The sequence below is a fragment of the Rhodococcus sp. 06-418-5 genome (genome assembly GCF_002258285.1).
Classification (GTDB): domain Bacteria; phylum Actinomycetota; class Actinomycetes; order Mycobacteriales; family Mycobacteriaceae; genus Rhodococcoides.
Genome location: NZ_NOYE01000008.1, coordinates 346,245 through 359,427, shown reverse-complemented (window position 1 = coordinate 359,427; position 13,183 = coordinate 346,245). Strand labels below are relative to the sequence as shown.

Annotated in this window: 15 protein-coding genes; 4 read left to right on the top strand and 11 right to left on the bottom strand. The window is 65.3% G+C overall.

Annotation, left to right across the window (positions count from 1 at the left end; translation table 11 throughout):
• Both CH274_RS03475 and CH274_RS03470 read right to left on the bottom strand, forming a co-directional pair.
• The gene (locus CH274_RS03475; protein WP_094656731.1) at positions 1-468 is read right to left on the bottom strand and encodes an SRPBCC family protein; all 468 of its coding nucleotides are present in this window, start codon (positions 466-468) and stop codon (positions 1-3) included.
• Positions 465-809: an ArsR/SmtB family transcription factor gene (locus CH274_RS03470; RefSeq protein ID WP_032397064.1), complete on the bottom strand. Its 345-nt coding sequence runs from the start codon at positions 807-809 to the stop codon at positions 465-467. The genes CH274_RS03475 and CH274_RS03470 overlap by 4 nt, the downstream gene beginning before the upstream one ends.
• A gap of 228 nt (positions 810-1,037) precedes the next feature.
• Here CH274_RS03470 and CH274_RS03465 point away from each other — a divergent pair, with 228 nt between their 5' ends.
• Positions 1,038-1,475, top strand: coding sequence for an Hsp20/alpha crystallin family protein (locus CH274_RS03465; RefSeq protein ID WP_094656806.1), 438 nt, complete (start codon positions 1,038-1,040; stop codon positions 1,473-1,475).
• A 50-nt stretch (positions 1,476-1,525) separates the two neighbouring features.
• The gene (locus tag CH274_RS29065) at positions 1,526-1,699 is read left to right on the top strand and encodes a hypothetical protein (protein ID WP_155290817.1); all 174 of its coding nucleotides are present in this window, start codon (positions 1,526-1,528) and stop codon (positions 1,697-1,699) included.
• A 52-nt stretch (positions 1,700-1,751) separates the two neighbouring features.
• Here CH274_RS29065 and CH274_RS03460 read toward each other — a convergent pair whose 3' ends face one another.
• The 7 genes from CH274_RS03460 to CH274_RS03430 all read right to left on the bottom strand — a co-directional run bounded on the left by CH274_RS03460 (position 1,752) and on the right by CH274_RS03430 (position 8,152).
• Positions 1,752-2,207 carry a GNAT family N-acetyltransferase gene (locus CH274_RS03460; RefSeq protein ID WP_094656805.1) on the bottom strand — a complete coding sequence of 152 codons (456 nt, stop codon included), beginning with the start codon at positions 2,205-2,207 and terminating at the stop codon, positions 1,752-1,754.
• An 8-nt stretch (positions 2,208-2,215) separates the two neighbouring features.
• Complete coding sequence (locus CH274_RS03455) at positions 2,216-3,733, bottom strand: NAD(P)/FAD-dependent oxidoreductase (RefSeq protein WP_094656730.1); 1,518 nt, start codon at positions 3,731-3,733, stop codon at positions 2,216-2,218.
• A complete protein-coding gene (locus CH274_RS03450) occupies positions 3,730-4,467 on the bottom strand; it encodes a class I SAM-dependent methyltransferase (protein WP_094628922.1) in 738 nt (245 codons plus the stop codon). The genes CH274_RS03455 and CH274_RS03450 overlap by 4 nt, the downstream gene beginning before the upstream one ends.
• Positions 4,464-4,697: an RNA-binding S4 domain-containing protein gene (locus tag CH274_RS03445; RefSeq protein ID WP_032397061.1), complete on the bottom strand. Its 234-nt coding sequence runs from the start codon at positions 4,695-4,697 to the stop codon at positions 4,464-4,466. The genes CH274_RS03450 and CH274_RS03445 overlap by 4 nt, the downstream gene beginning before the upstream one ends.
• Positions 4,698-4,740: 43 nt before the next feature.
• On the bottom strand, positions 4,741-6,927 hold the full coding sequence (locus CH274_RS03440) for a heavy metal translocating P-type ATPase (RefSeq protein ID WP_094656729.1): 2,187 nt from the start codon (positions 6,925-6,927) through the stop codon (positions 4,741-4,743).
• Positions 6,924-7,811 carry a hypothetical protein gene (locus CH274_RS03435; protein WP_094656728.1) on the bottom strand — a complete coding sequence of 296 codons (888 nt, stop codon included), beginning with the start codon at positions 7,809-7,811 and terminating at the stop codon, positions 6,924-6,926. The genes CH274_RS03440 and CH274_RS03435 overlap by 4 nt, the downstream gene beginning before the upstream one ends.
• Positions 7,812-7,897: 86 nt before the next feature.
• Positions 7,898-8,152: a hypothetical protein gene (locus CH274_RS03430; protein ID WP_143546523.1), complete on the bottom strand. Its 255-nt coding sequence runs from the start codon at positions 8,150-8,152 to the stop codon at positions 7,898-7,900.
• A gap of 104 nt (positions 8,153-8,256) precedes the next feature.
• Between CH274_RS03430 and CH274_RS03425 the strand changes: the two genes are divergently transcribed.
• The gene (locus CH274_RS03425) at positions 8,257-9,942 is read left to right on the top strand and encodes a cutinase family protein (RefSeq protein WP_094656726.1); all 1,686 of its coding nucleotides are present in this window, start codon (positions 8,257-8,259) and stop codon (positions 9,940-9,942) included.
• A gap of 157 nt (positions 9,943-10,099) precedes the next feature.
• Complete coding sequence (locus tag CH274_RS28825) at positions 10,100-10,288, top strand: hypothetical protein (RefSeq protein WP_143546522.1); 189 nt, start codon at positions 10,100-10,102, stop codon at positions 10,286-10,288.
• Between the two features lie 60 nt (positions 10,289-10,348).
• Here CH274_RS28825 and CH274_RS03415 read toward each other — a convergent pair whose 3' ends face one another.
• Together CH274_RS03415 and amaB are read right to left on the bottom strand one after the other, a co-directional pair.
• Entirely contained in the window at positions 10,349-11,581 is a 1,233-nt protein-coding gene (locus tag CH274_RS03415; RefSeq protein ID WP_143546521.1) for a hypothetical protein, read from the bottom strand.
• Positions 11,582-11,597: 16 nt separating this feature from the next.
• On the bottom strand, positions 11,598-13,133 hold the full coding sequence (gene amaB, locus CH274_RS03410; protein ID WP_094656723.1) for an L-piperidine-6-carboxylate dehydrogenase: 1,536 nt from the start codon (positions 13,131-13,133) through the stop codon (positions 11,598-11,600).
• Between the last annotated feature and the right edge of the window lie 50 nt (positions 13,134-13,183).

Sequence of the window (13,183 nt, the reverse complement as noted above, 5' to 3'; positions counted from 1 at the left end):
CTAGCCTTCGACGAACTGGGCGAGTTGCGCGATGACGGTTCCCCAGCCGTCGTGGAAGCCGTACTCCTCGTGCGTCTTTCGGTCTTCTTCGTTGCGGTGCATCACGTGGGCGTTGTACTGGGTTCCGTCGGGGTGGTCGGACAGGGTGATCACCGCGGTCATGAACAGCTGCGGTGCCGGCCGCCACCCTTCGACGAGGGAGTTGGTGAACACGATGCGCTCACCGTCGTCGACGGCGAGGAAGCAGCCGTCTATGTGCGGAGCGAAGTCGCCACCGGATTCGCTGATGAGGGTCCGGAAGGCGCCACCCGGTCGCGGGTCCCAGCCGTCCACCCGGCACAGAGCAGGCGCAGGGATCCACCACTTCTCGAATTTCGACGGGTCGATCCACGCACTCCACACTGCTGCGCGTGGAGCCTTGATCACGCGTGAAATGGTCAGGTCGAGGGAAGGATCGATCGATGTCATTGCGCTTCACTTTCTTTCGCGGTGTCGGTGACGAACTGTTCGAGGCGATCGGTGCGGGATTCCCAGACGGCTCGTTGCTCGCGTAGCCAGTGATCGGCCACGTCCAGGTTGGCTCGCTCGATCGTGCATGCACGAACACGGCCCACCTTGCGCGTGCGAATCCAGCCACTGCGCTCGAGCAGATGGATGTGTTTCATGAACGACGGCAGAGTCATGTCGAACGGTTCGGCCAGTTCACCCACCGTGGCCGGTCCCGAGCTCAACCGGCTCAACACTGCCCGCCGGGTCGGGTCGGCCAGTGCCTGAAACACGTCGTCGAGAACGGTCGAATACTGAGCCATAAGGCACACTATCCCCAAGTCATACTTAGCGCAAGAGCTAAGTATCGAAACCGACTTCTCTGATCACGACCCATGCTGCGGCACAGCACTATTGGATCTGAAAAATTTCTGAGAACCTCCAGAAAACCACTTGGCACTCGAAGGGTCAGAGTGCTAATTTCTGATCTGCACAGTTGAGGAGCGACTCGCCACAGGGGTGAGCGCATCTGGGTACAGGAGGTGGTTGCTGTGCTTCGTTTCGATCCGTTCCGTGATGTCGATTCTTTCACCTCGGCCATGCTGGGTGCCTCTTCCGGTTCGGACCGCGCCCCGCGATTCATGCCGATGGACCTCTACAAAGTCGACGACCACTACGTGCTCAGTGCCGATCTTCCCGGCATCGACCCCGGATCGATCGATGTCGACGTCGACCGCGGTACGTTGACGCTCACCGCTCATCGATCCGCTCCGGAAAACACTGGGGTGCAGTGGATTACCTCGGAGCGATTCGCCGGCACGTTCCGCCGCCAGGTCTCGCTGGGTGACGGCGTCGATACCGAGCGCATCTCCGCGGCGTACGACAACGGCGTTCTGTCCATCACCATTCCCCTCGCCGAACGCGCGAAACCACGCAAGATCGACATCGCACACACCGAGCAGAAGTCCATCGAACACGAATCGACCTGACCCGAAACGGACAGCCGAACAGATCACGAAAACCATTGGGGTGATGCACTATGCCATCCGAGGCGGTGGTGTGGACGGAATCGGCCGACCGTGAGCAGTGGTGGCGCACAGTGGTGGGTGTCGAGACGAGCATCAGGGAATGCTCGACGGCGGATGTGCTCGATCAGTGTCGAGCCGAGCCTCTCGACGACGATCTCTACCCGCACACACAGCAAGCAGCGTGACGAGAAAGGCCGGTACCGAATACTCGGTGCCGGCCCTCCGTCATCGGGACCTCTACAGAGACAACGAGAAGAACGTGCTCGATGGATCGAGCACGTAGTCCGCGAACGGTGGGCACTCGACGAATCCGTGGCGCACATACAGCCTGCGGGCCGCAGCGAAGTAGTCTTGGGTTCCCGTTTCCAGGCTCACCCGCCCGTACCCACGTCGACGCGCATCGTCGAGAACATGCACGAGCAGGCGCGAGGCGACACCCTGCCCCCTCGCCGCCCCCGTGGTCCGCATCGACTTCAGCTCGCCATGATCCGGGGTGAGCTCCTTCAGCGCTGCGATACCGCACAGTGTGTCGGCATCCCAAGCCGTCCACACGCAGACGTCGGACCCCTGCAGACCCGACAGATCCAGGGCATGCACACTCTCGGCAGGCGAGGTGGCGTTCATGTCCGCGAGATGCTCGGTGAGCAGCGCCTGCACCTGCGGACGCGACAGATCGTCGACCTCGATCCGCATGCCGGAACTCACCTGTTCATGAGCCTCTCGATGGCGTCGAACATCTTGAATCGTCCACTCGTCGGCACTGTTTCGATGTCGTGACCGGTGACGCCCCAGCTCGCCAACAGTGTGTTCGCGGCCTGCAGCCCGGTGGTGGCCGCACGTTCCATCAGCGCCACCGGCAGATCGATACGGATTCCGTCGCCGGCAAGTACCAGTGCGGGTTCGGGGGTACGGACGGTGGGGCGCTCGGCGAACGCGCCGAGGCCGAACATGGGGCAATCGTCACGCCACTCGGATCGTTCTGCGATCACCTCTGCATCGGCGGTTTCCGGATAGATCTCGTGCATCCGATCCATCAGCTGCTGACGCGTCACCTCCTCGGATTCCTCGGCGGCGTAGGCGTGCAGTTCGACGACGGAGCCGCCGGTGCGGGCAGCCCACTGTGCGGCCTCGTCCTCGAACCGCTCGAGCACGCTGATGTTGTCGATCGGAGGCATGCCACCGGTGCCGATGAAGGCGGGGCGATCGGCGTTGACGGCCTTGCTCAACCACACGCGGTGCACCAGGAACGGCGGTGTGTTCTGCAGCGCAGCAACCTGTTTGCGCCAATCGGGCGTCCCCAGCTCGGGTGACTGCTCGAGCACTCGCTGCAATCCGGCGATGTCGGTCGCCAGTACCACCGCGTCGGCGTCGATGATGCCGCCTGCGTCGACGCGAAACTTTCGCAACCCGCCGCGGCTGATCTCGCCGCACGGTGTGGAGGTTCTGATGTCGACTCCGAGTCCGGTGAGGTACTCCCCCAAGGGGTTCCACAGAGCCTGCGGGTACGGGTCACGGGGAACGTCGAAGATCAGGCCCTCGGAGGAGCCGAGGAAGTAGATGTGGAACATCATGGCGAGCTCGGCGGCAGACATCTTCTCGGGGTCGGCGAAGAAGCTGCGGGAGAACACTCCGAACGCCAGGTGCCGAGCGGCCTCGGGGAAGTTGATGTTGCGCAGGAACTCTGCGGCGGGAGTGGTGTCCAGCTCGTCGAAGGTCTTGGGCACGCTGACCGTCATCAACGGTAGTGCCGCAATACCGTTGAGGTCGGTGAGGTCCTTCCACCGGAACGTCGGACTACGTTTGACGAACGCGAAGGCGTTGAGTGGCGGCGTTTCGGGCAAGCCCTTGAATCCGTCGATCCGGCCGTCACCGTCGATCAGTGGGTAGTCGTCCACCGGACGCAGCCGAGCCAAGTCGGGGTCGGTGCGGCGGAGCAGGTTTCGCAGGTTGTAGTACTGCCGAAAGAACGCATGGAAGCCGCGGCTCATGGTGGCGGGTGAGCCGTCCTCGAGCGTCGTGTCCCATCCGCCGACGCGGCCGCCGAGGTAGCTCTCGCGTTCGACCACGTGCACTTTCACGCCGCGCTCGGCCAGTGCGGTCGCAGCGCTCAGACCCGCGATGCCACCGCCGACCACCACCACCTGCGGGACGTCCGCCAGCTGTGCGGCGTCGGAATACCCTTGCACCGCAGCATGAGTGACTCTCTTGGAATCGGTCAACGCTCTTCCTCCGCGGGACGAGAGCCGAGGAACGTGTGCACCACACCGTTCTGCCAACCGGTCATGGTCTCTTTGGCCACCCCGGTGTAGCCGGCTCGCTGCATCCGCCGCATGAAGGCCGAGGCACCGTCGAAGGTCACGACGCTGCGCCACAGGTGCCGGTACAGGGTGGCGTCGCGCGTCGCCAGCCAGCCGAGAGGAATGATGATGCCCCAGCTCACCACGTTCCAGGAGATCCTTGCCCGCAGCGAGTCGTGCACCGAGTACTCGTGGAATGCGATGGTCGAGCCCGGACGCAGCAGGGACAGAAGCGATTTCAGCTCCGTGTCGGGATCGTCGACGTTCCTGATGAGGTACGCGGCGAGTATCGCGTCGAACGGACCGTCCACCCCGTTGATCGCCAGATCTTCGACGCGTGAGTGCACGAACGTCACGTTCGACGGCCAGTCCTTGCTCCGCGCGACCTCGAGCATCTCGGCCGACGCGTCGGCGGCGACGATCTCGGCATGCGGCGCGGCTTCGAGCAGCGCTGCAGTGGATGCGCCGGTGCCACAACCGATGTCGAGCAGACGCAGGCCTGCACCCAGGTTCGGGATCCGCAGCCGCTTGGCCGACTTGAGCAGGTGTTCGTGGTAACCGGGGTTCGCTCCGACGAGCCGGTCGTACGCCTTGGCACCGACATCGAATGCCCCGGGAACTTCGTTGCGCGGCAGTCCGCCCTTACCGACCTTCACAGTGCCTCTTCCTTGCTGACGCGGGCCGAGGGCCCACCCTGGACCGATACGACATCACCGTGCTGCAACTGCCGTCCGCGCCGCACATCCACATCCCCGTTGACACTGACCAGACCGTCGGCGATCACGCCCTTCGCCTCGGCACCGGATTCGATGAGGTTGGCGAGCTTGAGGAATTGACCCAGTCTGATCGATTCGTCGCGGATGGGGACATCGTGTGCGTCGGACATGTCTCCATCCTGTACTAGCAAGCCGTTCGCTGCTACCAACCGGTCACATCGACGAACGGAACCGGCGCAACCGCAGGCTGTTGCTCACCACGAACACCGACGACAGCGCCATCGCGGCACCGGCGAGCATCGGGTTGAGCAGGCCCGCAGCGGCCAGCGGCACAGCGGCGACGTTGTAGGCGAAGGCCCAGAACAGGTTGCCCTTGATGGTGCTCAGGGTGCGCCGGGAGAGCCGGATGGCATCGCCCACGGCCCGTAGATCACCGCGCACCAACGTCAGGTCGCTGGCCTCGATCGCCACATCGGTGCCCGTACCCATCGCAAGCCCCAGATCCGCCGTGGCGAGGGCGGCCGCGTCGTTGATGCCGTCGCCGACCATCGCCACCACCTTGCCCGACGCCTGCAGTTCCCGAACGGCATCGACCTTGCCCGTCGGCAGGACACCGGCGATGACCTCGTCGATTCCCACCTCGGCGGCGATCGTGCGAGCGGTGGCCTCGTTGTCGCCGGTCAGCATGACCGGGGTCAGGCCGAGTGCCCGCAGTTCCGCGACGGCCTGCTTCGAAGTCGGCTTGACCGAGTCGGCGACCACCAGCACTCCGCGGGCCCTGCCGTCCCAGCCGAGAGCGACGGCGGTGCGTCCCTGCCGTTCGGCGGCCTCGAATGCATCTGCGAGTTCGGTGGGTAGAGGCATCGACCAGTCGGCCAACAACGAGCGACGCCCGAGGACCGCGGCGCGACCGTCCACGACGCCCTGCACCCCGAGGCCGTCGAGGCTGGTGAATTCTTCGACGGCCATGGACTGGGTCGAACCCGCGATGGCGCGGGCGATGGGGTGTTCCGAACCCGATTCCAACGCTGCCGCCACGGCACGGACCTCGGTCTCGTCCTCACCGTCGGCCACGTGCACCGACTGCAGCGTCATCTCACCGGTGGTGACGGTCCCGGTCTTGTCGAGTACGACGGTATCGATGCGGCGCGTGGATTCGAGGATTTCCGGGCCCTTGATCAGGATCCCGAGTTGAGCGGCCCGGCCGGTGCCGACCATCAGCGCAGTCGGTGTGGCCAGGCCGAGCGCGCACGGGCACGCGATGATGAGCACCGCGACTGCAGCAGTGAACGCGCCCGCTGCGGAACTGCCTGCACCGAGCCAGAATCCGAGGGTCGCGACCGAGATCGCGATGACGATCGGCACGAATATCCCGGAGATACGATCGGCCAATCGCTGCGCCTGCGCCTTGCCGGTCTGCGCGTCCTCGACGGCCTTCGCCATCTGTGCGAGCTGAGTTTCGGAGCCGATTCGCCTGGCTCGGACGGTGATTCGGCCACCGACGTTGAGCGTCGCGCCGACCACTGCGTCGCCGACGCCGACTTCCTTGGGCACGGATTCGCCCGTCAGCATCGATCGGTCGACGGCCGAGGAGCCGCTCTCGACGGTGCCGTCGGTGGCGACCTTCTCGCCCGGACGAACGACGAACAGATCGCCGACGGCCAACTGCTCGATCGGAATCTTTTGTTCCGTATCGCCTTTCAGAACGGCCACCGTCTTGGCACCGAGGTCCATCAGAGCGCGCAGCGCCGCGCCGGCCTGGCGCTTGGATCGGCTCTCGAACCATCGTCCGGCCAGGATGAAGGTGGTAACGCCCGCTGCGGCCTCGAGGTAGATGTTGCTTGCCCCGTCCGTACGCGCGATCGTGAACTCGAACGGATGCGTCATACCCGGGGTGCCTGCGGTGCCGAAGAACAGTGCATAGAGCGACCACCCCAACGCCGCGAGGGTGCCCATGCTGACGAGGGTGTCCATGGTCGAGGTGCCGTGCCGCAGATTGGTCCATGCGGCGCGGTGGAACGGCAGCGCGCCCCATACGACCACCGGCGCGGCGAGAGTCAACGACAGCCACTGCCAGTTGGTGAACTGCAACGCCGGAATCATCGCCATCGCGATCACCGGCACGCTGAGCACCGCCGAGACGATCAGCCGCTGCTTCAACGGGTCGGCGGGAGGCTGGTCGGCCGGTTCGGCCGCAGGCAGAGAGGCGGTGTAGCCGGCCGCCTCGACGGCCGCGATGAGGTCTTCGGTGGCCACGCCGTCACTGGTGACGCGCGCCTTCTCGGTGGCGTAGTTGACCGTCGCCGTTACCCCGTCGAGCTTGTTGAGCTTGCGCTCGATGCGGTTGGCGCACGACGCACAGGTCATGCCGCCGAGGATCAGTTCGGTTTCCTGGCTCATGCCTGCTCCTCCCGTGCTTCGATGGTGAATTCGGCTGTGTGCACGACGCCCCCGTGCTGAAAGTCCAGGAAGAGCGCATATGTTCCCGCGGTCGGCGCGTCGACGGTGAAGTCGACCGTCGGTCCCGGCGGGCCGTCCTCGGGGTGAACGTGTAGATAGGCGAGGTCGTCGGCGCGGAGGGCCACCAGGTGTCCGTAGGCACCGAGATACGGCTCGAGATCGGTGACCTCGCGGCCGTTCTGCGCGATCGACAAGGACACGATGGAGTCCTCGCCCGCGGTGACCGCTCCGGTGAGCGTCACGTCGTAACCGTCGACCCTCGATGTCACATTCGGTGTACTCAGGGGCTCCGGCCGATAGTCGCCGGGAACGGTCAACTCTGCCCCGAGGGTGATGTTCTCCCCGCCGGCCGGGGTGAAGTCGGCGAACAGGCGGTACGGCCCGGATCGGGTGAGATCGAGAGTCGTCGACCATGTTCCCGACGCGTCGCGCGTCGGATGGACGTGCTGGAAGTCGGTCAGATCGCGCCGAACGACGATGAGGTGCAGTTCCTCGGTGTGCATGAGGTCGTAGTCGGTCAGTGCCGCCCCGTCCGGTCCGCTGATCGTGAAGGCGACCGGTACGTCCGGTCCCGATTCGACGACCGATCGTTCGAGCGAGAGTGTGTAGCCGTCCTGGGTGGCCTGGAGCCCGGCTGGCACTGCGGCCGGGGCAGCCGTCTCGTCGTGCGCGTCGTGGCCGGTGTGCGACGCGGCTGCGGTCGCCTGGGCGTCGGGTCCGATCTTGTCCCCGACGAACAGCGCCGCCAGGAACAGGAACGCGATCCCGACGAAAAATCCGACGAGCTTGGTGGGTGCGTCGAGCTCCTGCCGTTCCGTGTTCACGGCACTACCCTACCCCCCCAGGGTATCTATTCGGTAGTTCCGAGTGTCATCTTGTATCCGACGTGGGCGAGCCCGGGCAGGACGGTCTACTGCAGCGCTCCCACCACCTCGTCACCGTGCACCGCCACGACCTGCAGGTTTCGCGGGTCCGATGAGATGTCGTCGAAGGCGGTGCGATACCGATCCATGTCATCGGCGCGCTCCCGCGTGAGACCCAGCGGGTCGTCGACGAGCAGAGCCACGATCGATTGGAGGTCCGACGCCACCGCCTCGCGCACGACGCAGGTCGACCCATCGGTCAGGTCGAATTCCGTCGATGTCATTCGTCTGCGAAAAGCCATGCGTACGACGGTAAATGATGCGGTTTGTAACGCGAACGACCCGACCGACGAAACCCCGGGTAACCCATTGGCAACTGCAGTGGGGATCGGTTCGGGCGGACATGATGGGGATCGAAGACATGAATGTTGGCAAGTCGAAGCGTGCGCGCGTCGCGCTGAGCGCGTTTGCGATCGGAGCCCTCGGTGCCGGAGTAGTCGTTGCCGCACCGTGGTCGACTCCGTCCACGAGCACCGAGGCATCGATCGAACTGGTCTCGACCGCAACCTGCTACGACATGGTGAGCATCGCTATCGGCGGCCGCGGCGACACCCCGCGCGAGGGCGTCAAGTGGCTCACCACCCCCGAGGGCGAGCGGCTCCCCGCAGCGATGTCCGGCGACTACTCCAGCGACTGGATCGACCAGGCCGTCCGTGCGCCCAACAACGGCAACGTGGTTCCGGACTCCTACGCCGCGGTGTACGTCGAATACCCGGCAGACCTGGCGAGCTACGAGAACGCCGTACAGACCGGCGTCACCAACTCGCAGACCATCATGAGGACGATCTCGGCGTCCTGCCCCAAGACCCGCTTCGCCATCGTCGGCTACAGCGAGGGCGCAGACGTTGCCCGCCGCACCGCGATGGAGGTCGGTAACCAGGTTGCGTCCGCCGACGGCACCTACGGAATCGTCGACCCCAACCAGGTCGTCGGTGTCGTCATCTTCGCCGACGCCGGCCGCGTCGCCGGGGAAGGACCGTTCCCCGGCGCCGAGAACCCGTTCAGCAATCCGGACGGCTTCGACACCCGGTACCAGAACGGCAACAACGCAATTCCCGGTCAAGGAGCACTACCCGGTACGTCCGGTGGATTCGGAGCGCTAGACGGCCGAGTGGCGTCCTTCTGCTCCGACGGCGACCTCACCTGCGCACTGCCCGCCAACACGTCACTGATTCACCTCGCCGCCAACGTCGGTCGCCAGGTCAACGCCGACGCGCTGCAGAACGAGAACCTCAACCCCGCCACCGGTGCCGATCTGGCGCTGGCACTGGGACGCATCGCCGTCAATGCCTTCAACGACATTGCTTCTCAGCCCAATTGGATGCAGAGTGACGAGACGTTCCTCGACGTGCTGATCAAGGTGTCGGAGCCCGGCTACAAGCCCGGCACTGTGACCACTCCGGTCTCGGCCAAGGTCGACGGCGAGCAGGAGCCCATCGAGACCGGTCAGATGGTCGACATGGTGTACCTGCCGCAGAAGATCTTCAAGGAGATCACCGGATTCATCTCCTCGAACCAGAACACCATCCCCGTCGTGATGAACGACCCGTACGGCCTCACCCTGGCACCCGGATCGGGACACCACTTCGACTACTGGCGCGACGCCGACGCCGCCAACGGCAAGCCACTGACCTCGGTGCAGTACGCAGCGGCCTGGCTGACCCAGCTGGCCGAGCAGGCCAACCGGGGCGAGCCGGTGAAGACCAAAGAGGTGCAGGAGAAGGCCGGACGTGCAGCGGTCGAGACGATCGTGGCACCTGTGACCACGTCGGCAACCACGACTCCGAAGGCCACCACGACCACCCCGGCAACCCCGTCGCCGATCGTGACCACCACCGTTCCGGTTGTGCCTGCACCCGTCACCACCGCCGAGACACCGGCACCCGCCGTCGTCGCGACGACCCCCGAGTGCACGATCCCCGTCGAGGGTGAAACCCCCGTCGAGGGAGCACCGCCGGTCTGCGTCACCGCAACCGAGACGGCTGCCGAGTCCGTGGTTCCCACGACCACCGAGGTTGTGCCTGCGCCGTAGTCCATTGCAGAACGCTCACGACCCCGTCCACCGCAGTCATCGGGTGGGCGGGCTCGTGTGGTTTCGCATCAAGCGATTCGCCGTCGAATTCACCGGACTCAGGCCGTGCCGCGTAGCTTCCCTCGGATCACGATGCCCACGATCCTGGACATGCACCATGGCAATCGCCAGAGGTACCGCTACGACCAGCCACAACAGCGGGGACAGCGGCAGTCCAACCCGGCCGAGCTGCGCGTCGGTGATGAGCGTGGCACCGAAATACGAGGGCAAGAACATCGCGACGGCGACGCAGAAACCCAATGTCACATCGGAGACGTCGTCGGGCAGATCTCTGTTCCGGTTGTGATCGGCAATCCCATGCAGGCTACGGCCACGGTGCCGTCGCGGGAATGGCCGCTGTCGGCAGCTACCGCGCCGCCGGATTCTGGGTGGGTCTGCGCATCAACACCGCGCAGGCAACCGTCACCACCGCAACGACCACGAGCCCGGCCAGCGACAACACCAGGTGGTCGGGCTCGCTCGTGCGGGTGGCGACCGCGTTGTCCGAAGACAATGACAGCCCCGCTTGGTAGCTCGCGGCGAACACCGTCACCGGCAGCGACATGGTGAACAACGCAGGCAACGCGACGGCCAACGAACCCGGCGCCGTCGACAACACGGACACCAGCGCGTACGCGACGACGAATGGCAGAGCGAACTGCGACAACGACGGCAGAGCGACGTAGCCCTCGATCAGAGATGCACCGGCGACGACGAGCAGCCCACCCAGTCCGACGTACAGCTGCGGCCACCGATAGCCGATCCCCGCTCCGACGACCAGCAACGCGACACTCACGGCGAGTTGCAGCGAATCCTCGACCGCGAATCCCATCGACCCGATCGTGGCCGACGCGAACAGCACCAGCAGTACGCGCCCGTCCCGCCCGGGCAATGCGAACGCGGCCACCACAGCAAGCACGGCCATACCGGCAAGTGCACCGAGCCAGACGGCATCCCCACTGTCGTGGCCGCCGGCGAACCAACTCACAACACCGGCAGCTATGGGCAGCGGAAGTCCGACCAGCAGAGTCCGTCGGGTCTCGTGCGACTGCAACGCCACATCGCGGTGTGCCTGGTAGAGCGAGAGCGCCGTACCCAGTGCCGCAATCACCATGACGATCGCTCGCTCCGGAACCACCGCATCCTCGGCACCGGCGACATCCCACACGAACACGGGACCGTCGTCGGCTTGCAACAGGGCATCCAGCGCTGTGCCGAGAAGACCGGCTCCGATCGCGGCGACGGCCAGCGATGCCTGCGCTGCGCGATGTCGCCCCGCGAGTACGGCGGAGGCGCCGAGCAGGGCACCTGCGCCCACTGCGCCGGCCCAGTCGCCGAACATCCCGGTCACCATGCCGACTGTCCGGAACACGACGACGAGTACTGCTCCGATCGCCACGACGAGCACACCCCGCGCACTCGAACGCGCGAGCGCGACGCTCACCAGGCAGGCGGTCAACGCGAGGACGGTGAGCCCGTTGACGATCGTTGTCGGTGAACCGAATTCGGCCGTGCTGCTCAGCAGGGAGTCGAAGGGTCGGATATCACTGACCGCATAGCCGACGACGAAGCCGGCCAGGATCATCGACAGTACTTTCATACTGTCGATCATGCCGTCAGCCGAATTTCACTCCCTGCGCCAGGGGCAGTTCGTTGGAGTAGTTGACGGTGTTGGTTGCGCGGCGCATGTATGCCTTCCATGCGTCCGAACCGGATTCACGTCCGCCGCCGGTTTCCTTCTCTCCGCCGAATGCCCCGCCGATCTCGGCACCGGACGGTCCGATGTTGACGTTGGCGATGCCGCAGTCGGAGCCGGCAGCGGACAGGAAGCGCTCGGCTTCACGCAGGTCGGTCGTGAAGATCGATGACGAAAGACCCTGCGGCACATCGTTGTGCAGTGCGATGGCCTCGTCGAGGGTGTCGTACGTCAGCACGTACATGATGGGGGCAAACGTCTCGTGCTTGACGATGTCGGTCTGCGCGGGCATCGTCACGATCGCGGGCTGAACGTAGAACGAATACTCGTCGACCACGTTCACCCGCTCCCCGCCGACCACCACTGTTCCGCCGTCGGATACCGCGGCTTCGAGCGCCTTCTGGTACCCCGCGAACGCACCGGCGTCGATGAGCGGGCCCACCAGAGTGTCTGTGGCCAAGGGAGATCCGATGGAGAGCGTCTCGTATGCCGCGACCAGCTTTGCGACCAGTTGCTCCGCGACCGAGGAATGCACGATGACGCGTCGCAGCGAGGTGCAGCGCTGACCGGCCGTCCCGGCGGCCGAGAACACCAGTCCACGCGTCGTCAGATCGAGATCGGCCGACGGCGTCACGATCGCGGCATTGTTCCCACCGAGTTCGAGCAACACCCGGCCGAATCGCTCGGCGACCCGAGGTGCGACGGCACGGCCCATTCTCGTCGAGCCGGTGGCCGACACCAACGCAACTCGCGAATCGTCCACCAGCGCTTCGCCGGACGCGCGATCACCGATCACCAGCTGTGCGATCTTGGGGTCCACGCCCGCGGCAGCGGCGGCACGCTCGAACAGCGCCTGCACTCCGACGGCGGTCAGCGGAGTCTTCTCCGACGGCTTCCAGATGACGGTGTCTCCTGCGACCAGCGCAAGAGCGGTATTCCAACTCCACACCGCAACAGGAAAATTGAAGGCGGTGATGACACCGACGACACCGAGCGGATGCCATTGCTCCATCATCCGATGCCCGGGCCGTTCGGTGGCGATCGTGTTGCCGTACAGCTGACGCGAGAGTCCGACGGCGAAGTCGCAGATGTCGATCATCTCCTGCACCTCACCGAGGCCCTCGGAGACGATCTTTCCGGCCTCGATGGACACCAGCGCGCCCAGATCCTCTTTGTGTACGCGCAGCAGTTCGCCGAGTTCCCGAATCACCTGACCACGTACCGGAGCGGGCACCTGCGACCACGACACGAACGCGGTGCGCGCGTCGGCGACGACGGCCTCGACGTCGGTAGCCGAGGCCGACGCCAGCGACGCCAGGTTCCCTCCGGTGATCGGCGATCGCGCGATGATCGCGTCGGGTCCCGCGGGGGCGTCGAGCGCGATCGTGGCACCCAGCCGGTCGAGGATGGCGCGAGTGCGCACACTCAACTCGTCGTGGGTGATGGATGCAGACATGCGCGTACACCTTCCGTGAAGAGAACCGAACCGTCGGAGATCAGCCTACC